This is a genomic window from Thiocapsa roseopersicina, from assembly GCF_900106925.1.
In the GTDB taxonomy this organism is placed as follows: domain Bacteria; phylum Pseudomonadota; class Gammaproteobacteria; order Chromatiales; family Chromatiaceae; genus Thiocapsa; species Thiocapsa roseopersicina.
In genome coordinates, this window is sequence record NZ_FNNZ01000013.1 from 58,033 (window position 1) to 76,737 (window position 18,705).

At 63.6% G+C, this 18,705-nt stretch carries 17 protein-coding genes; 8 read left to right on the forward strand and 9 right to left on the reverse strand.

What is annotated here, in order from left to right:
- Positions 1–47 precede the first annotated feature (47 nt).
- The 4 genes from rbp to queA all read right to left on the reverse strand — a co-directional run bounded on the left by rbp (position 48) and on the right by queA (position 3,838).
- On the reverse strand, positions 48–320 hold the full coding sequence (gene rbp, locus BLV04_RS14245; RefSeq protein ID WP_007191936.1) for an RNA-binding regulator: 273 nt from the start codon (positions 318–320) through the stop codon (positions 48–50).
- Between the two features lie 153 nt (positions 321–473).
- Positions 474–1,757 carry a DEAD/DEAH box helicase gene (locus BLV04_RS14250; RefSeq protein WP_093033308.1) on the reverse strand — a complete coding sequence of 428 codons (1,284 nt, stop codon included), beginning with the start codon at positions 1,755–1,757 and terminating at the stop codon, positions 474–476.
- A 354-nt stretch (positions 1,758–2,111) separates the two neighbouring features.
- The gene (locus BLV04_RS14255; protein ID WP_093033611.1) at positions 2,112–2,519 is read right to left on the reverse strand and encodes an H-NS histone family protein; all 408 of its coding nucleotides are present in this window, start codon (positions 2,517–2,519) and stop codon (positions 2,112–2,114) included.
- A 260-nt stretch (positions 2,520–2,779) separates the two neighbouring features.
- Positions 2,780–3,838, reverse strand: a complete 1,059-nt coding sequence (gene queA, locus BLV04_RS14260; protein WP_093033311.1) for a tRNA preQ1(34) S-adenosylmethionine ribosyltransferase-isomerase QueA — start codon at positions 3,836–3,838, stop codon at positions 2,780–2,782.
- 151 nt (positions 3,839–3,989) lie between these two features.
- Between queA and BLV04_RS14265 the strand changes: the two genes are divergently transcribed.
- A complete protein-coding gene (locus BLV04_RS14265; protein ID WP_175534642.1) occupies positions 3,990–5,195 on the forward strand; it encodes an exo-beta-N-acetylmuramidase NamZ family protein in 1,206 nt (401 codons plus the stop codon).
- Between the two features lie 186 nt (positions 5,196–5,381).
- On the opposite strand, the gene BLV04_RS14270 is transcribed toward BLV04_RS14265, so the two are convergent.
- The 3 genes from BLV04_RS14270 to BLV04_RS14280 form a co-directional block, all read right to left on the reverse strand.
- A complete protein-coding gene (locus tag BLV04_RS14270) occupies positions 5,382–6,806 on the reverse strand; it encodes a sensor histidine kinase (protein ID WP_093033314.1) in 1,425 nt (474 codons plus the stop codon).
- Positions 6,803–7,477, reverse strand: coding sequence for a winged helix-turn-helix domain-containing protein (locus BLV04_RS14275; protein WP_093033317.1), 675 nt, complete (start codon positions 7,475–7,477; stop codon positions 6,803–6,805). The genes BLV04_RS14270 and BLV04_RS14275 overlap by 4 nt, the downstream gene beginning before the upstream one ends.
- Positions 7,478–7,635: 158 nt before the next feature.
- Complete coding sequence (locus BLV04_RS14280) at positions 7,636–9,126, reverse strand: Do family serine endopeptidase (RefSeq protein WP_245731890.1); 1,491 nt, start codon at positions 9,124–9,126, stop codon at positions 7,636–7,638.
- Positions 9,127–9,517: 391 nt separating this feature from the next.
- Between BLV04_RS14280 and BLV04_RS14285 the strand changes: the two genes are divergently transcribed.
- From BLV04_RS14285 to BLV04_RS14300, 4 genes are read left to right on the forward strand one after another with little or no spacing between them, the layout of a single operon-like run.
- Positions 9,518–10,093, forward strand: coding sequence for a hypothetical protein (locus tag BLV04_RS14285; protein WP_093033323.1), 576 nt, complete (start codon positions 9,518–9,520; stop codon positions 10,091–10,093).
- 17 nt (positions 10,094–10,110) lie between these two features.
- Positions 10,111–10,296 carry a hypothetical protein gene (locus tag BLV04_RS14290; protein WP_093033618.1) on the forward strand — a complete coding sequence of 62 codons (186 nt, stop codon included), beginning with the start codon at positions 10,111–10,113 and terminating at the stop codon, positions 10,294–10,296.
- A 12-nt stretch (positions 10,297–10,308) separates the two neighbouring features.
- A complete protein-coding gene (locus tag BLV04_RS14295) occupies positions 10,309–10,689 on the forward strand; it encodes a hypothetical protein (RefSeq protein ID WP_093033326.1) in 381 nt (126 codons plus the stop codon).
- 32 nt (positions 10,690–10,721) lie between these two features.
- Positions 10,722–12,149 (forward strand): phenylacetate--CoA ligase family protein, encoded by a 1,428-nt coding sequence (locus BLV04_RS14300; RefSeq protein ID WP_093033329.1) that lies wholly within the window; start codon positions 10,722–10,724, stop codon positions 12,147–12,149.
- Positions 12,150–12,215: 66 nt separating this feature from the next.
- Here the strand turns inward: BLV04_RS14300 and BLV04_RS14305 are convergent, their stop codons facing one another.
- The gene (locus tag BLV04_RS14305) at positions 12,216–13,040 is read right to left on the reverse strand and encodes a PEP-CTERM/exosortase system-associated acyltransferase (protein ID WP_093033332.1); all 825 of its coding nucleotides are present in this window, start codon (positions 13,038–13,040) and stop codon (positions 12,216–12,218) included.
- A 722-nt stretch (positions 13,041–13,762) separates the two neighbouring features.
- On the opposite strand from BLV04_RS14305, the gene BLV04_RS14310 reads away from it, so the two are divergent.
- From BLV04_RS14310 to BLV04_RS14320, 3 genes are read left to right on the forward strand one after another with little or no spacing between them, the layout of a single operon-like run.
- Positions 13,763–14,077: a type 2 periplasmic-binding domain-containing protein gene (locus BLV04_RS14310; RefSeq protein WP_245731891.1), complete on the forward strand. Its 315-nt coding sequence runs from the start codon at positions 13,763–13,765 to the stop codon at positions 14,075–14,077.
- Between the two features lies 1 nt (position 14,078).
- Positions 14,079–15,272: a putative porin gene (locus BLV04_RS14315; RefSeq protein WP_093033338.1), complete on the forward strand. Its 1,194-nt coding sequence runs from the start codon at positions 14,079–14,081 to the stop codon at positions 15,270–15,272.
- Positions 15,273–15,283: 11 nt separating this feature from the next.
- Complete coding sequence (locus tag BLV04_RS14320) at positions 15,284–17,737, forward strand: putative bifunctional diguanylate cyclase/phosphodiesterase (RefSeq protein ID WP_093033341.1); 2,454 nt, start codon at positions 15,284–15,286, stop codon at positions 17,735–17,737.
- A gap of 12 nt (positions 17,738–17,749) precedes the next feature.
- Here BLV04_RS14320 and BLV04_RS14325 read toward each other — a convergent pair whose 3' ends face one another.
- Entirely contained in the window at positions 17,750–18,631 is an 882-nt protein-coding gene (locus BLV04_RS14325; RefSeq protein WP_093033344.1) for a 2-hydroxy-3-oxopropionate reductase, read from the reverse strand.
- Positions 18,632–18,705: the final 74 nt, after the last annotated feature.

Consider the following 18,705-nt stretch of genomic DNA (forward strand, 5'->3'; position numbering starts at 1 on the left):
CGGTCCTTCAAACGACCTCGAGGCAATGCCCCGAGGTCGAAGTCAGCTTACCAGCGCGGCCCGCGTGAGGGACGCTCACCGCGCGGCTTGGCCTGGTTGACCTTCAGGTTGCGGCCCTTCAGCGGCGTCTCGTTCAGCCCCTTGATGGCGGCGTCGGCCTCGGAGTTGTTCGGCATCTCGACAAAGCCGAAGCCCTTGGACTCGCCGGTAAACTTGTCGGTGATCAAGTTCACGCTCGAAATCTCGCCATAGGCGGAGAATGCGGTCTTCAGCTCGTCTTGGGTCACGCCGTAGGCCAGGTTGCCAACGTAAATATTCATTATTCAAGAGTTCCGTGAGAGCGCATTGAAGAGAAAGAGAGAACGGTCGAAAAATCAATACGCAACTGTTTCGACGGTCTTTGCCCCCAACCGTTGGGGACGAAGTTTCCGCGGGGGCGGGCTGACCCGCCTCCCCGCGAGGGTTGTTCACGCCTATGGCGCCACGCGCCCGCGCCGGTCGCCGCCACGCCACGGACGTTTTGCCGTCGGCGAAGCGGCCGCAGTCGGCTTGCGCGCCGGTCGGCTCGGTCCACGCGAATCGCGGCGACCGCCGAGGCTTCGATCGGGCTCGCACTCGGGCGCAACCAGCGACGGCTCGAAACCGGCCACGGGATTCATCGAAATCTCTTTGCGCAGGAGCCGCTGGATCCCCTGCAACAAACCGTGCTCGTCATGACTGACCAAGGACAAAGCGTTTCCACCGGAGCCTGCTCGACCGGTTCGCCCGATACGGTGAACATAGTCTTCGGCCACGTTCGGCAGCTCGAAGTTCACCACTTGGGGCAAATCGACGATATCCAATCCCCGCGCGGCGATATCGGTCGCCACCAATGCCCGGACGCTCCCGCGCTTGAAATCGTCCAAGGCACGTGTTCGGGCCGATTGGCTTTTGTTGCCGTGGATAGCGGCGGCCGTGATGCCCTCTCGACCTAAGTGCTCGACCAGCCGATTCGCACCGGCCTTGGTCCGCGTGAACACCAGCACCTGATGCCAACCCTCGCTGCGGAAGAGGTGCGCGAGCAGATCGCGCTTGCGGGCCTTATCGACCGGATGCGCGGCCTGCGTGACCGACTCGGCGGCCGTGTTGCGGCGTGCGACCTCGATCAGCTTCGGACGCTTGAGAAGTCCGTCGGCCAGACGCCTGATGTCGTCGGAGTAGGTCGCCGAAAACAGCAGATTCTGACGCCGCTCGGGGAGCAGCTGAATGATGCGCCGGATGTCGTGGATGAAGCCCATATCCAACATGCGATCGGCCTCGTCGAGGACGAGGATCTCGACGCGCGACAGATCGACGGTGCGTCGGCCGGCATGATCGAGCAAACGCCCCGGGGTTGCGATCAGAACATCCACGCCCCGCTGCAACTGATTGATCTGCGGCTGCATACCGACACCGCCGAAGACGATCGCCGAGCGCAAGGGCAAGTGCAGGCCATAGGCATGCACACGCTCGCCGACCTGGGCCGCGAGCTCGCGCGTCGGCGTCAAGATCAGTGCGCGCGGATGACGTTGCGGATGACCCTTCTCGGAGAGCCGCTGCAGAAGCGGCAGTACGAAGGCCGCCGTCTTGCCGGTTCCTGTTTGCGCCCCGGCAAGCAAGTCATGACCGGCCAAAATCTCCGGTATTGCCTGCAGTTGAATCGGGGTCGGACGGGCATAACGCTGCGTCGCCACGGCACGCAGCAAGTCGGCCTGAAGGCCGAGTGAATCGAATGACATGAAAACTCCTGAAACCGGCCTAAAACCGCGCAAGCACGGGACCGGCCTAGGCAGAAAAGAGGCGTTCGGGGATGAAGCCTTGGGAAAAGGTGGGGTCAGCCGCGAGACGACGCATCGACCGGATGATGCGAGAACGGGAGTCTACGCGATGCGCTCAATGAAAGCCAGCGCCGCGCATATTCTATTTATCGGTGCGTTTTCCGAGTCAGCTTGGCCGGAGGTCGGAAACCGCCCCGACCCACCATCTCGACATCCGAGCTTGCTTGAAAGCGCTTCGCGCGACCGGAACAAGCCCGCCCGATGCCGAAATGGATGCCGAGATGGCGCCTTAGGAAATCACCGGAACAATCGCGCCTAGGCGTCGACCGCCTGGAGATAGTTGGATTTGAAGGCTTCGCGATCGGTCTTGGAAGAGGGGTCGTAGCCCTGCTCCGCCATCTTCTGCTTCATCCACCCGGGGAGAACGCCACGCACATAGACGTTGTCGCCATTCTCCGGATCGACATATCGCGTATACTGCCGCCCCCCGGTAGACGAACGCCGGACCGAGCCGACCGCACGCCGACGCTTGGATTCCACCAGAGGCAGAATTTCTTCCAATTCGTAGCCGTATTGCGCGATCAGCCCCCTGATCTGTTGAGCGACTTCCGATTTCGCCTCCTGACGGCGCACTTCCAGAGCGCGCTTCAGCTCAGTCTTGCTGCTTTCGATCTCGGCAAGCTGCTGCTGAATCTCGTCGACGCTAAGGTTAGCGTACTCCACGTGATGTACCTCCAAAACGAGTAAAGGGTAATCCCTAAAAAGTAAGCGAGCCGTCATTCGGCTCGGTGTCTATAATTTATGCGATTTGCATTGGATGTCAAGAAGAAACGGTAAAACGCGATCGGATGAGCTGCCGAGATCGATCCATGGGACATCTTTAAGCGAGCGTCGCGGCGCACAACTTGACCGAGAATGCCTACAGAATCGCACACGCTGATTGAGCAATTCGGAGCCGAATCCGATTCGGCAGAGCCGGAGACTCATCGGCTCGATGCCTGGTTAAGCGCCGCATCCTCCTCATTGCGGATCAGAAACATCGCGTCACCGTAACTGAAGAACCGATACCGAGCATCCACGGCATGGCAGTAGGCATCCATGACGAGGCGATAACCCGAAAAGGCGGAAACCAGCATGAGCAGCGTGGATTCGGGCAAGTGGAAATTGGTGATCATCGCGTCCACCACCCGAAACCGATAGCCGGGCCGAATAAAGAGGCGACTATCGCCCCGAAAAGGTTTGAGCTCGCCGTCGGCCGCGGCGGTCTCGAGACTGCGCACGCTCGTGGTGCCGACGGCGACGACACGTCCACCCCTCGCGCGCGTCGAATGCACCGCACGGCAGACATCCTCATTCACATCGATCCATTCGGCGTGCATCTCGTGTCGATCGATGTCGGCAACCCGGACCGGCTGGAAGGTTCCCGCACCGACGTGCAGCGTCACCTCCGCGAACCCAACGCCCATCTCCCGCAAACGGACCAACATAGCCTCGTCGAAGTGAAGACCTGCCGTCGGCGCGGCGACGGCCCCGCTGTGGCGTGCGTAAACCGTTTGATAGCGCGCCTCGTCCGAGGCGTCGTCCGGACGCTGGATATAGGGCGGCAAGGGGATATGACCCTGCTCCGACATGAGATCGGCGAAGGTGCCCTCGATCAGACCGAGTCGATAGAGATCGCCTTCGCGCTGACCCACGATGAGCTGCGCCCCCCCGTCGAGATCGATCGAGCACCCGGGTTTGGGCGACTTGCTCGCCCGGACCTGGGCCAACGCCGCGCGCGCATCCAAGACACGCTCGATGAGGATCTCGACCCGACCGCCGGTGCCTTTGCGCCCGAACAGCCGGGCACGCATCACCCGCGTGTTGTTGAACACCAAGAGATCGCCCGGCCGGAGCAACCGCGGCAAATCGGAAAAGAGAAGGTCGCGACACCCCTCGCCCGTGGGGTCGAGTGCAAGCAAGCGCGACGCACCGCGATCGGGCAGCGGGCGCTGGGCGACCAAGTCGGCAGGCAGGTCATAGTGAAAATCGCGAAGGTGCATGGAGCGAACAACAAGCAGCAGGATTCAAACGGTCTTCGACAAAGGTCTAGGAGCGGGCGGTCGGCGAACGCGGCGCGCATCATAGCATCCGAAGCGCGATCGTCTTCGGTTATCCTTGACGGCTGGATATCTCAATGACGCCCGCCTGAACATCGTGAGACTCGGTATCGATCGGCTATTGGAAGACCAAGCGCTGCGCCGACCCCTTCAAGGTCGCCGTCTGGCACTGCTCGGGCACCCCGCGTCCTGCACATCCGACGGTCGGCATAGTCTGGACGCCCTGATGGACCTCGGCGAGCTGAATGTCACGGCCGCCTTCGGCCCTCAGCACGGGATGCGCGGCGACAAGCAGGACAACATGGTCGAGACCGAGGACGCCCTGGACCCGCGACACGGCATCCCGGTCTTCAGCCTGTACGGCAAGGTGCGCTACCCGACCGACGCGATGCTCGATCGCTTCGATGTGTTGCTGGTCGACCTGCAGGACATCGGCACCCGCATCTACACCTATGTCACAACGCTGGCCTATCTGATCGACGCCTGCGCCGCGGCGGGCAAGGCCATCCGGGTCCTGGACCGACCCAACCCCGCCGGCCGCCCGATCGAGGGCAGCATCCTGGAGCCGGGCTGGGAGAGTTTCGTCGGTGCGGGTCCGATCATGATGCGCCACGGACTCACCTTCGGGGAGCTGGCGCGCTGGATCGTCGACTACCGCGGTCACGACATCGACCTCGAGGTGATCGCGATGGACGGCTATCGCCCCGAGGTCGGCCCGGGTTTCGGCTGGCCGGTCATGGAGCTCCCATGGATTAACCCGAGCCCCAACGCCGCAAGCCTGAATATGGCCCGCTGCTTTCCGGGCACCGTCTTGCTGGAGGGAACGACGCTGTCGGAAGGGCGCGGCACCACCGTGTCGCTCGAGGTGGTCGGCGCACCGGATATCGACTTCGAGCGTGTGCTCGCACGCATGCGCGCCGAGCATGCCGACTGGACCGAGGGCGCGCTGATCCGCCCCTGCTGGTTCGAGCCCACCTTCCACAAACATGCAGGCCGGCTGTGCTCGGGGCTCCAGATCCACACCGATCATCACGGCTACCGTCACGATCGCTTCAAGCCGTACCGACTCATCGCGCTCCTGCTGAAGGCGGTTCGATCGGAGTACTCGGACTATCCGATCTGGCGTGACTTCCCCTACGAATACGAGACCGAGCGTCTCGCCATCGACCTGCTCTCGGGCTGCACCGTTCTGCGCGAGTGGGTCGACGATCCGGAGGCTCGACCGGGCGATTTGGAACTGCGCCTAAGTGCGGACGAGGCGCAGTGGGCCGAGACGACGGCGGGGTTGCGACTCTATTAAATCGCGTCCAGAGCGAGATGCTCACTTTCGAGTAAGCTCGACGTTTGGTGCATCCACGACCCTTAGCGGGGACGCGGTTTAAAATAATATATTTTTTAATATCTTAAACCGCGCCGGATCCAGCGGCCGTCAAATCTGCCGGAGCCGACCCCATCCAAAAACATCGCATACCGCGCCGGGCGCGGTTTAAGCGGCCGGGGAGCGCGCATCGCGGAAGCGGATCGTCACGATGAGCCCGTCGGCATCGCCGCCGAGCGCGATGGATGCCTGATGCAGATCGAGCACGGCCTTCACGAGGCTCAACCCGAGTCCGCTGCCGGGCGTAGAGCGGCTGTCGTCGAGGCGAACGAAACGATCGAGGACCCGGTCGCGCGCCTCGGGCGGAATGCCCGGCCCGGAATCGCGAATCGTCACCGTCACGCCATCCTCCGAAGATGCTCCTGCAAGCGCGATGGTCCCGCCCGGAGGCGTGTATTTGATGGCATTGTCGACTAGGTTGGCCAAGGCTTGGAACAGGAGGTCGCGATCGCCCGTGACCTGGATCGGACCGTCGAGCCGAAGCCTTAAGTCCTGCCCCTTCTCGGCCGCGAGCGGCTCGTAGAGCTCGGCCAAATCCTCCAGCAGGGCGGCCAGATCCACGCGGGCAAAGGCGGCCCGTCGGGCGCCGGACTCGATGCGAGCGATCCGCAACAGCGCATTGAATGTGGACAGCATCTCCTCGGTATCGGCGATCGTCTCGGCGGCGAGCGAGCGGGCGTTCTCGCAGCCGTCGAGCTCGGTGCGCAGCAGCTCGAGCTTGGTCCTCACCCGGGTCAGGGGCGTGCGCAGATCATGGGCGATGTTGTCCGAGACCTGACGCACGCCCGCCATCAGCTGCTCGATGCGCTCGAGCATCCGGTTGAGATTCGCGGCCAGCGCGTCGAAGTCGTCGCCGCTGCCGTTGAGCGGGATGCGCCGCGAGAGATCCCCGGCCATGATCTCGCCGGCGGTCTGGTTGATCGTCTCGAGCCGCCGCATCACGCCCGCGCTCAGCAGCCATCCGCCCAGCAGGGCCAGGGCCGCAGTGATGGCCAGCCCCCAGCCGAGCGCGTCGAGGATCAGGGCACGCGTGGCCTCCAGATCGCGTACGTCGCGCCCGACCAAGAGCCGCAAACCGCCGTGCAGCAGAAAGACCTGTCCGCGTGCCGCATGCTCTTCGGTGCGGTCCGGTCCACGCTCGCGCAGACGGAAGCCGAGCCAGCCCTCCGCATCCGGAAATCCCGTGGGCCAGCGATCGAGATTGCCGGCGAGCGGCTCGAGCGTGTCGTCGACCAGCAGATAGACGCTCGACCCGACCGGATCGCGTGCAACACGCTCTTTAATGATCGAGGAAAGGCCGTTCAAGCCACGCCGTCGGTATTGCTCGGCAAGCCCGCGAATCTCGGCCTCGATGGTGGCCGCGCTCTGGCGGTCCATATAGCCGGCGGTCGACCAATAGAGAAAGGCCATGAGAATGCCGACCGAGACGCCGAGCAGCAGCACATAGAGAACGGCCAGACGGAAGGTCGAGCTGCGCAGGATGTTGGCGGCCCGCGCACGCAGGGCCGACCCCGGAACCTCGGCGTCGCTCATGCGTCGCGGATCATATAGCCGACACCGCGGACGGTCTGGAGGAGCGGCGGGTCGAAGTCCTTGTCGATCTTGCCGCGCAGGCGGCTGATATGGACATCGATGACGTTGGTTTGGGGATCGAAGTGATAGTCCCAGACCTGCTCGAGCAGCATGGTGCGCGTCACCACCTGGCCGGCGTGCCGCACCAGATATTCGAGCAGCCGAAACTCGCGCGGCTGGAGCTGAATCTCGCGGCCGGAGCGGTTTACCTCGCGCTTGAGAAGATCCATCTCGAGATCCGCGACCCGCAGGCGCGTCTCAGGAGTATCGGCCTTGCCGCGACGCAACAGGACCTCGAGACGCGCATGTAGCTCGGAGAAGGCAAAGGGCTTGACGAGATAGTCGTCGCCGCCCGCCCGCAGACCCTCGACGCGGTCGTCGACCTCGCCCAGGGCACTGAGAAAGAGCACGGGCGTGCGGTTGCCCGAGGCGCGCAACGTCCGCACGATGCCGACCCCGTCGAGCCCGGGCAGCATGCGGTCGACGATCAAGGCGTCGTAGTCGCCGCTTGCGGCCTGCAACAGACCGGCGCGACCGTCCGCGACATGGTCGGTGACCGCGCCGGTTTCGGCGAGTGCCTTCAGGAGATAGTCGGCGGTTTGGCGGTCGTCTTCGATCAGGAGGACTCGCATGGGTTGCTCGTCGGGAAGTGGGGGTGATGTGGCCGGGCTCGGGCGTTCGGCCTCCAGCTATCAGCCTTTGGCCGAAATAGCATACCGCGGAAGCCACACAGTCGAGGCGCGCGATCGCTTGTCGCCAAGCGATCGCTACGCCTTAGGTGCGCCCGAGATCAGGACGCGAAGGGGACGGCAATGAAGAGGGGCAGACCGTCCTTCTCGACACGCAGGATCAGACTTTCACGCTTCTCCTCGGCGGCCGCGCGCACCGCGGTCACGACCTGCTCCGGCGTGCTGACCGACGCCTTCCCGACCATCGAGATGAGGCTGCCGGCCTCCACCCCGGCGCGATCGGCCGGACTGTCGGGCTCGACCTGCGCGACGAAGACGCCGGCGGCATCCGCGTCGAGCCCGCGCTCGGCACGCAGCTCCGGGGTGAGCGGCGACAGATAGAGTCCCAGCCGGGGGCGGCTCGGCGCGTCGGCGTCTTCGCTCGGCGCCGCCGCGACCTGATCCTCGTCGGGCATCCGACCGATCGTCAAGGTCAGGTCACGCGTCGTGCCGTCGCGCACCACGCTCAGTGTCATGGCGGTGCCGGCCTTGGTCGCGGCGATCAGCTTCGACAGGTCCTTCGCGCTCGTGAGCGGCTGCCCGGACGCACTGAGGATGACATCGCCGGTTCGCAGATCGGCCGCGGCGGCGGGACTGCCGGGCACCAGATCGGCAACCAGCACGCCGGTCACCTCCTCGAGCCCGAGCCCGGCAGCCAATTCCTCTGTGACCTGCTGGATCTGCACGCCCAGCCAACCGCGCTCCACGCGCCCGTTCTCGCGCAGGTCGGCCACCACACGCTCGACGGTCTCGGCCGGGATGGCGAAGCCGATCCCGACATTGCCTCCGCTCGGCGAGAAGATGGCGGTATTGACGCCGATCACCCGACCCTCGATGTCGAACAGAGGTCCGCCCGAGTTGCCGCGATTGATGGGCGCATCGATCTGTAGATAGTCGTCGTAGGGGCCCGAGTTGATGTCGCGTCCGCGTGCGGAGATGATCCCGGCATTCACCGATCCGCCGAGACCGAAGGGGTTGCCGACCGCCAGGACCCAATCGCCCACGCGCGCCTTGCTCGAATCACCCAGCTCGACAGCGACCAGCGGGCGGTCGATGTCGATCTTAAGCACGGCGAGGTCCGTTTTGGGGTCGACACCGACCACGCGCGCCACATGACCGGTGCCGTCGTTCAGGACAACCGTCACCTCGCCCGCGCCCTCGATGACGTGATGGTTGGTGACGATATGGCCGTCGCTGTCCACCACGAAACCCGAGCCCTGCCCGGTGGCCTGGCGCGGCATCGCCCGCCCGCGCTGCTCGAAGAAACGCCGGAAGGACTCGGGCACCTCGGCATCCGGCGGAAGCGCCGGGTGACCCTGCAACGCCATGGGCTGAAGACTCTCGGACTTGACCGAGACGTTGACCACGGCCGGGGTGACCCGCTCGGCCACGTCGGCAAAGCTCGGAAGCGCCGCCGATGCGACGCGCGCATCCACGGGGATGGGTTGATCCGCAGCCACGGCACCGCGGCCGTTCCAATAGAGGGCGCCGGATGCGAGGGCAAGGGCCAAGGTCGCACTGACGAGTGCCGGGTGCCGCAGAGGCAGCGACACAGGGGCGGCGATCGATCGAGTCGGGGTTGTGATTCGGCGATTTGACACGGTATTCTCCTGACCAAGATCCGGGCGACATCGCCGTCGAGACGGATGCGCACCGGGGGTTTGCTGAACAGGTCGAGAGTATCCGGGCGCCGCCATTGCCCGAGGATGTCCGACACCTTAATTCTTGTTCATCCATGGAGCCGTCCACAGGGTCGCTTGCAGGAGCGGCGCCGACGGGGTACCGTTCGCGCGCCGGCAGCAGTGCGTCGGCGCTATTCGCACCGCGACGGGAATCGGAGAAACTCACCCTCGCGCAAGCACCATTCACAAGTATAAGCAGACGGAACATCGGCTCCGAAAGGATGATCCGAGTCGATCCGTCCGCACAACAGGGGAGCACACCATGAATGGAAAAACACTGGCCATGAGCTTGGCCTTCGCACTTGCAGGCGGGATCGCCACGGTCTCCTCGACCACGATAGCGGACGTGACGGTCATCCCGGTCACGGGCGCCGAGGTCACCTCGGAGATCAGCGGGATCGTCGAGATCGTCAACGTCGAGCGACGCATGCTGACGATCAAGACACCGGATGGCCGGTTCCAGGTCATCAATGTCCCTGAACAGGTCGGGCGCCTCGACGGGATCAAGATCGGCAACAAGCTCACCATCACCGAGACCGAGGCCGTACTCATCGATCTTGTCAAGGGACCCGACAAGGCCGCCGTCGGGACGACGCAGGAAACGGTCGTCGACCGCGAGCGCGGAAGGAAGCCGGCCGGCACCATGACCGACACCATGACCCTCTACGGTCGGATCGCGGCGGTCGACAAGGCCAAGCGCAAGGTCAGCGTGCAGGGCGCGCAGGAGACGGTCGACTTCACCGTGAATGACCCCGCACTCCTCAAAGAGCTGGCGGTGGGCGACGGCGTGGTCGCGACCTTCATCCGTTCGGTCAAAGGCAAGGTCGAGATTCGCTGAAACGATTGGAGGTCGATATGGCAACCATCGAAGAAGTCGAGATGGGACGTTACGCCCAAGAGCTCGAAGACGATGTTCGTCACCTGGTGCGCAAGTACTGCCGCATCATGGCTTGGGATATCCCGGACCTCGACGAAAAAGCTGCGCGTGGGCTGATCCTTGCGGCACTGCGCGCATCCGTCACCCGCGTCGAATCCGAGTAACCGGAAATCGACATGTCCAACGGCGTCGCCGCCGTCGCGGCTCGCCGTCGCGATCGGGTATGCGGGAAGCCACCGGCCGGCCGATTCGGGATACGTCCGATCACGCTCGGCCTTCTGACCTACATGCTTGCGGTTACCGGCTGTCAATCCACGCCGTCGAGCTCGCGCGGCGATGCCTGCACCTTCGCCCCCGGCATGACGACGGATGACTTGGCGCGTTGTGGCTGCGCCCCCGGAAACTCGCGCGGCGACGGCTCCGTCATGCTGATGTCGGAGGAGGCGCTCAACAACACACGCACCGTCGCCATCATCAACTACATGTGTCCGCTCGGCGCGGCCGGTGTCGCGAGGGTTGCCGTCATGAACGGCGTCGCCACGACCGTCTACGAGTAGAGGATACATCCAATTCGATCGGGTCGAAGGCGATGAGAGCACTGGACAAGCTCGTGCGGCGATGGCAGCTCAAGGCGATGGAGCACGTCGATACAACGGCGCTCGTCCAGGCGGGCAAGCGGCGTATCGTCGAGCGGTTTCAACGTGTCGCGCGCGAAGTGCCCGCCTACGCCGCCCTGCTGAAGACGCGCGGCATCCTTGCCGAGACGATCCGCACGCCCGCCGATTTCCTGGCACTGTGCCCGATTCTCGAAAAGCAGGACGTCTTCGGCAGCGTCCCGATCGAGCAACTGTGCGTCGGCGGACGGCTCGGGCCGTTGGCGGGTGTCCTGACAAGCTCGGGGCAGGGCGGGCGATTCGCCTTCGGTCTCTCCACGCATCGGCAAAACAAACGCGCGGCCAAGGTGATCGAGCTGGCGATGGAATACGCCTTCGGAACCGATCGCAACCGCACCCTCCTGATCAATGCACTCCCGATGGGCGTGCGCTTTTCCTGCTCGACCGTCACGGTCGCCGAGACCAGCGTGCGCGAGGATATGGTGTGCGCCTTGGTCGAGCAGTTTTCCCCCCGCTACGACCAGACTGTATTGGTCACCGACCCGCTCTTCTGCAAACGCATCCTGGATCATGGACGTGCGACGGGGCTTGAGTGGGGGCGCTTCAAGATCCATGTCATCCTCGGCGAGGAGACCTTCGGGGAGGCTTTCCGTCACTATGTCGCGAGCCGACTCGGGCAGGATCCCGAGGGCTGGACGCGCGGCTTGGTCGGTTCATCGATGGGTGTCGGCGAGCTCGGCCTCAATCTTTTCTTCGAGACGAGGGAGACGGTCCGGATTCGGCAACTGGCGTATCGCCGACGCGATCTCCTGAGCACTGCGCTCGGCGATTGGCCGGGCCGGGTCCCGCCGCTGGTCTTCGTTTACGATCCAATGCGGATTTTCGTCGAGGTCATCGAGCCCGATGCGAGCGGTTTCGGTGCCTTGACCCTATCGACGCTCGACCCCTCCTTGATGCTTCCGCTCATCCGTTACCGCACGGGTGATCGCGCCAGGCTGGTGATCAACACCGAGATTGCCCACGCCCTGCAGCAGGCAGGCGAGAACGGCATCGCGATCCCGAAGCTTCCGATGATCGCGGTCGCGGGCCGGGAAAAGGATGTCCTACCCGACGGACGCACCCTGCTCGACATCAAAGACGCGCTCTATATGCAGCCACACCTCGCCGACCAGCTCAGCGGAGCATTCCGCATCGAGCCCGGCGATACGGGCACGCGTTTGCATATTCAGCTGGGAGCGGGTTCGACCGCGCACGAAAACGAGATCGCCGATGGCTTGGCGACCTGCCTTTCGGGCCCGGAGTCCGTTGCGCGCGATCGAATCGAGATCTGGCGCCATGGTGACTTTCCATTCGGCCGAACGCTCGATTACGAGAGAAAATTCAGCTACATCGGAGCGATGTAGCCCCGGACCGCTAAGAGGTGATCGCCTCGCGCGAGAGACCCGCAGCGGTCGCTGACCGCAGGCACCTCACGCGGCAGAGCCGACCGATCGCCAGCTTGCGTCCTGGCCCTGCAGACCGACAGGCATCAAGGCGGGCTCGAGACCCTTGACCATGTATGCGAACGTCGCCGGCGAGGCCCTGGAAACCCCTCTTTCAAGCGCATCGATACTGACGACATAGGGTCGCACGGGACCGTAATAGTCTGTTTCCGGGCCAGCCGGCATGTATTTGAATCCCATGCGTTTGAGCAATACGTACAAACTCCGCTCCATGGCGAAGACCCAGTGGGTAATCCCACGTCGCTTGCTCTGCTGATAGAGCAAGCGGCAGATACCCATCAGAATTTCCGGGGAATTGCGCGGGGGCGCAAAGGCAAGCACGTCTGCCCCCTCCCCCGACAGCGACTCCTCCCGCGGCGGACCGCCGTAGGGCGTATCGCCCTCGCGCCTGCGAAACGCTTTGGACACCGCAAGACGCGACACCTCTCCGTATCGGGCCAGCGAGGGATGACTCGGGTCGTTCAGGAAACCGAACTCCTCGGAGAAGACGCAGTGCTGCATCGCCGGAAACCCGAGCGGAGAGCTCATCACCAGCCGCGCAGTGCCCGCGGGATGCCCCGCACGATGGGTGGCCAGCACATGCAGAGCGTGCGCGTCGTAGTCGTCCGACTCCAACTGCGTCGGATAGTGCGCCTCGTCCAAAAACTCGCGCTCGACGCAGTAAACCTGATAGCGAATCGAGTAAACGGTTTCCAGATCCGACGCATCCCGGACGCAGGTGAACCGAAAGTATGGATCTGGACCGTGGCCCGCCCCCGGATGACTCGCTGACTCCACCGCATTCAAGCTCATGCAACCCTCCGGGTGACAATATCGGAGCCACGCAACCACAGGCCGCGAGCGCGCAAAACAAGAGGCGAGATTACACTTGCGCCGAGCATCTCCTGGAAGTTTCGCCGACATGCGCTCCTGTCCGCCACACGACCTGAGCCTCGCCCAGTGCAGGAGGCTAGCACATCAACAACATGTCGCGTAATCCCAAGGATTACGGATCCGCTGCAAGAGTCGTCTTCGGCACCGACGCGACATGCAACGCTTTGCGCACGGACATGACCCTTGTGTATAGGCACCCGTACCAACTAGACTTGGGGCGTCGCTTTATCTCCCCAAGCCCGGTCGCGACTCACGAGACCGCGCTCGATCATGGCGAAGATCATGACGAGAGTTGCGACTCGCAGACGCCCAGATAAGACAATCCACGCCGACACTCCAGTCAACGGGGAAGAGCGGCACGGCATCGGTGCCGGTTGAGAAGGCGACCTGCCCGCGATCGCTCGGGCCGCGCCTGTCTTCGATACCGTCCATCGGCGCTGTAAGGACCTCGGCACGGGGCCTCGATTCTCGAGCGCACCCGTGATGGATGAGTCGATTCAGGACTTCTGGAACACGCCTTGATCTCCCGACGGTCTGTGCGCAATATCCTCAAGAGCTCGGTCGGTGCGGCCTTGTGCTGCTTATCGCTGCATGCCAGTCCGCAAGACTTGATCGCTCACCGCGACTCGGATGTCGAGACCTTGACCCGCAACGAGGCCCGTCTTTTCTTCACGATGCGCCTCAAGAACTGGCCCAACGGAACATTGGTCAAGGTTTTCGTACTCCCCGACAACAACGCACTTCATAATCGCTTCTCCAACGAAGTCCTCGGACTCTATCCCTACCAACTTCGCCGCGTTTGGGACCGACAGATCTTTTCCGGGACAGGGCAGGCGCCGACAACCGTATCGAGCGAGCAGGAGATGCTCGACCGTATCGCAACCACGCCGGGAGCGATCGGCTATGCAGACGGACCGATCGATAATTCAAGTATTCGCCTGTTGGAGGTGCGTTGAGATGCGTACCCGGCTCGCTATCGCGGTCATGCTGGCATGGCTAATTCCGAGCGCGGCTCCGGCACTGGAGTTTGTCGAGGGGAAGCTGCAGGTCCACGGCTTTGCCAGCCAGGCCGTCCTCAAGTCGACCGACAATTACTATTTCGGCAATAGCCCCGGCACCTCGTTCGACTTCACCGAGATAGGGCTGAACGCCTCCTACCAAAGCACTCCGAGTCTGCTGTTTTCGGGGCAGCTCTTGGTCCGACGCGCCGGGGAGATGTACGACGGCACCCCGTCTCTGGACTATGGGTTGGTGGATTTTACACCCATCTCCGATACCGAGCGGCGCCTCGGGGTGCGCCTCGGGCGCATCAAAAATCCGTTCGGACTCTACAACGAGACGCGCGACGTTCCCTTCACGCGCCCGAGCATTTTTCTTCCGCAGGTCATCTACTACGATAAGATTCGCAACGCTTTGCTGTCCTACGACGGCATCATGTTCTACGGAGACCGTTACCTGGAGCAGGGCAATCTTTCGCTGAACTTGGGCGTCGGGCAGTCCGTGATCGACGACAACGCGGAATGGGCATATCTCGGCGCCGACGTCGACGGCGAGATGCAGGCCGATGGCATCAACTGGGGGATCGGGAGCCTTTGGTTCTCGACTCCGGCAGACGAGCTCAAGCTCGGCCTCAGCGCCATCCTGACCGAACTGGACTTCGATGCCGGCCCGGGGTCGCCCTTGAGCTCGGGCACCATCGACGTCTTCGACTGGGTCGCTTCGTTTCAGTACAACGCTGCGGATTGGACGATTTCGGCCGAGTACTCCCGAGCACCCACGCACTGGAACGATCTCGGCCCCTATTTCCCCTTCAAAGATCAGGTCATGGAGGGGTATTATCTTCAGGGTGCCTACCGACTTCGACCGAATCTCGAGATCATGGCCCGTTACGAGGAAGGCTTTGCAAATCGCAACGACCGCGACGGACGGGATTTCTCGGATCTCACCGGCGGAACCACGCCACGCTTCGATTTCTTCTCCAAGATCCTGACAGCGGGGCTGCGCTGGGACCTCAATCCGAACATCATGTTTCGTCTCGAGTTTCAACGACACGACGGAACCTACGCCTTGTCGATCCGCGAAAACCCGGACTCGGGCGACCTCGTTCGCGAGTGGGACGTCTTCGCCGCCTCCATTTCGGTGCGTTTTTAAGGCCCCCGGGGATGGACGACGGAGCCACCGTCAAGACCACGCCGTCGGTCGATCTGAGTCTGCGCTGGAAGGCGCTCATCGCCATGACCCTGGCGCTCGTGCTCGTGAATGCATCGCTCGCGTTGATCTCGAACTTTCAGCTGACCCGTCAGTTCGAGCTCCAACAGAGCGCCGTTCGCGATCAACAAGCTCGACAGTTGCGCGCGCTCGTCGAAGAGGGCACCCAAGCGATGTCGAAGCTCGCCAGCCTGGTTCCTCTGCTCGGTCGCGGCGAATCGTCGATGACGGACCCGGACGCTGCGATCCAGGAGGCGTTGCTTACCAACGGTGCCATGCTCGATTTGGAATGGGACATTCGATCCGTTCAGTGGATTCGGCCGGACGGCACCACGGCAATCGTCTGGCCGGAAGATGCTCAGGATATTCCGGACGCACTGCGCGCCGAGCTTCAAAGAACGCCCGAGCAGGCGATTGCGGCACTCTTGTGCAGCCCGGAATGCCGGCAGTACAAAGCAACCCCGCTCCTTTGGGATGGCACCTTCGCCGGCAACCTGGTCCTCGGCCGCTCGCTTGCCGATGCATTGCTGGCCTTCCATGCGCTGACCGGGGCCGAGGTCGCCATCACCTGGCGCGATGATGCCCGGTCCGCGGAGCTGTTGAATCCGCTCAGCTCGGAATACCTGCGGTTTCCCGCCGTCACCTACCCGGACGACACCCTGCCCGTTCTGCGCGCCGCCGCGCCGATGCTGACAAGCGGCGACACGATGCAGGAGCCGCTTCTGATCCCGCATGGGTCGGGCTGGTCCGAGATCTTTCGCATCCCGGCGCTTGCCGCCGGCATCGACGCTCTCGTGATCAACGACGTGACGACCCAGCGCGAGGCGATCCGCACGGCCACGACCGGCAGCATCCTGCTCGGAACCCTGGGTTTGATCCTCTCGGGCTCGTTGCTCCTGCTGATCATCAAGGGCCCCTTGTACCGACTCAGGGATTTGGCAACGGTGATCCCCTTGCTGGCGGAAAACCGCTATGCGGATCTGCGCCGCCAGCTCCCGGGGCGCTCGAAGTCGCTCATGCTGCGCGACGAGATCGATCTCATGACAGACACTGTTAGGAGCCTGACCGACCGCATGGAGCTGCTCCAGTACGACCGCGAGCAGGCCGAGGCCCGCCTCGTCTGGCTCGCCGACCACGACCCCTTGACACAGCTGTACAACCGCCGCCGTTTCAACGACGATTTCGAGCGCATCCTGGATCAAACCATCCGTTTCGGACATCAGGGCGCCCTCCTGTTCCTGGACCTCGACCAATTCAAGGACGTCAACGATCTGAGCGGCCACCGCGTCGGCGATACCTTGCTGCAGCGCGTCTCCGAGCAATTGAGACTCGTCACACAGACAAGCGATTTGCTCGCACGCCTGGGCGGAGACGAGTTCGCCTTGGTCTTGCCCGAGGCGACGGAGGACGACGCCCTCGCCAGCGCGGAGTCGGTCCAAGAGGCGGTCTGCTCGATCAGCCTACAGGAGCACGGCCGCCGCCACAGGGTGACGGCGAGTATCGGCATCGTCATGTTTCCGACCCAGGGCAACGACATCGGCCAACTCATGGCGAGTGCCGATCTCGCCATGTATCAGGCCAAAGAGAAGGGCCGCGGGCGCTGGTACCTCTTCTCCGAGGAAGACCAGGGCAAGGAGCAGCTCGATGCCCGCGTGCTCTGGCGCGAGCAGATCAATCAGGCATTGACCCAGGGGCGATTCGAGCTGCACGTGCAACCGATCATCGAGATCGCCACCGGGCGGGTACGGCACATGGAGGTCTTGCTCCGGATGCGCGATGTGCGCGGCGGGATGGTGTATCCCGATCGGTTCATCCCCGTGGCCGAACGCACCGGACAGATCCAGGCTATCGATCGGTGGGTCATCGACAATGCGCTTGCCGCTATGGAGCTGCGGAATGACCTGAGCCTCTCGATCAACCTCTCCGCCAGCGCGATGGACGACCCTTTACTGCTGACGGACCTGCGACACCTCTTGGAAAAACACCGTATCGCGCCCGAGCGGATCTCCTTCGAGGTCACCGAAACCGCCGCGATCAACAGTCTGCTGAATGCCACGCGCCTGATGCGCGGAATGCAGGAGCTCGGATGTCGGTTCGCCCTGGATGATTTCGGCAGCGGCTATGCCTCTTACGCCTATCTGCGCAAACTTCCGGTCGACGAGGTCAAAATCGACGGGGCCTTCGTGCGAGACATCGCCAAGAATCCGGAAGACCGGATATTCGTCAAGGCGATCACCGACATGGCCCACGGCATGGGTAAGCGCGTCATCGCCGAATTCGTCGAGAACGCCGAGATCCTGGCGATTCTGAAGGGACTCGGGGTCGACGACGCCCAAGGGTACCATTTCAGCAAGCCGGTCAAGCTGGAGCAGCCGGGCACACCGATCATGTTCGACGGCGTCCTTTGATCGCCGAAGGATTTACCCCTCGCCGACCGCCCCCCGGATCACTTCGAAGATTGCTGCGGAATCCGCTTCGCCCAGCCCGCGCTCGACCAGCAGGTCCAGCCATTCCGCGACCATCGCCGCCGTCGTCAAGGAGATCCCCAACTCCTGCGCGGACTCGAGCACGACCCGCATATCCTTCCGATGCAGGCGTGACTTGAAGCCCGGGGTGTAATCGCCCTCGATCATCCGCAGGCCGTGCACCTCCAGGATTCTGCTGCCCGCAAAGCCGCCGAGCAGGGCCTCGCGCACCTTCCGCGGATCCACACCGCTCGCCTGCGCCAGCAAGACCGCCTCCGAGACGCCGGCGATGGTCGCGCCGACGACGATCTGGTTGCATGACTTGCAGACCTGACCGGCACCGCTCGGGCCGACGTGCACGATATTCCCGCCCATCGCCTCGAACAGCGGCCGCACCCGCGCAAAGTCGGCCGGCTCGCCCCCGACCATGATGGACAGGGTACCGGCCTTCGCCCCGGCCTCGCCGCCCGAAACCGGGGCGTCGAGCATCGCCGCCCCGGCGTCGCGGAGTCGCTCGGCGATCATCCGCGTGGACGAGGGCGAGATCGTACTCATGTCTACGACGACCGCATCGGGTCGGACGCCCTGGATGACCCCATCCGGACCCAGGATCACCGCTTCGACATCCGGGGTATCCGAGACCATCGTGAAGACGATCGACGTCTCTCGGGCAACCGCCGCGGGGCTCTCGGCAATCCGTGCACCGGCCTCGGCCAGCGGCGCCATCGATTCGGGACGCCGGGCATGAACGACGAGGTCGTAGCCGGCCTTGACGAGATTCAAGGCCATCGGCCGACCCATAATCCCGAGTCCGATGAAACCGACAGTTTGGGTCATGCTGTGATCCTCGTTGCTTGTTTCACCTGAGCCGCGCCCCGCCGAGAGCATGTCGAGCGACAAGGACGGGTTGA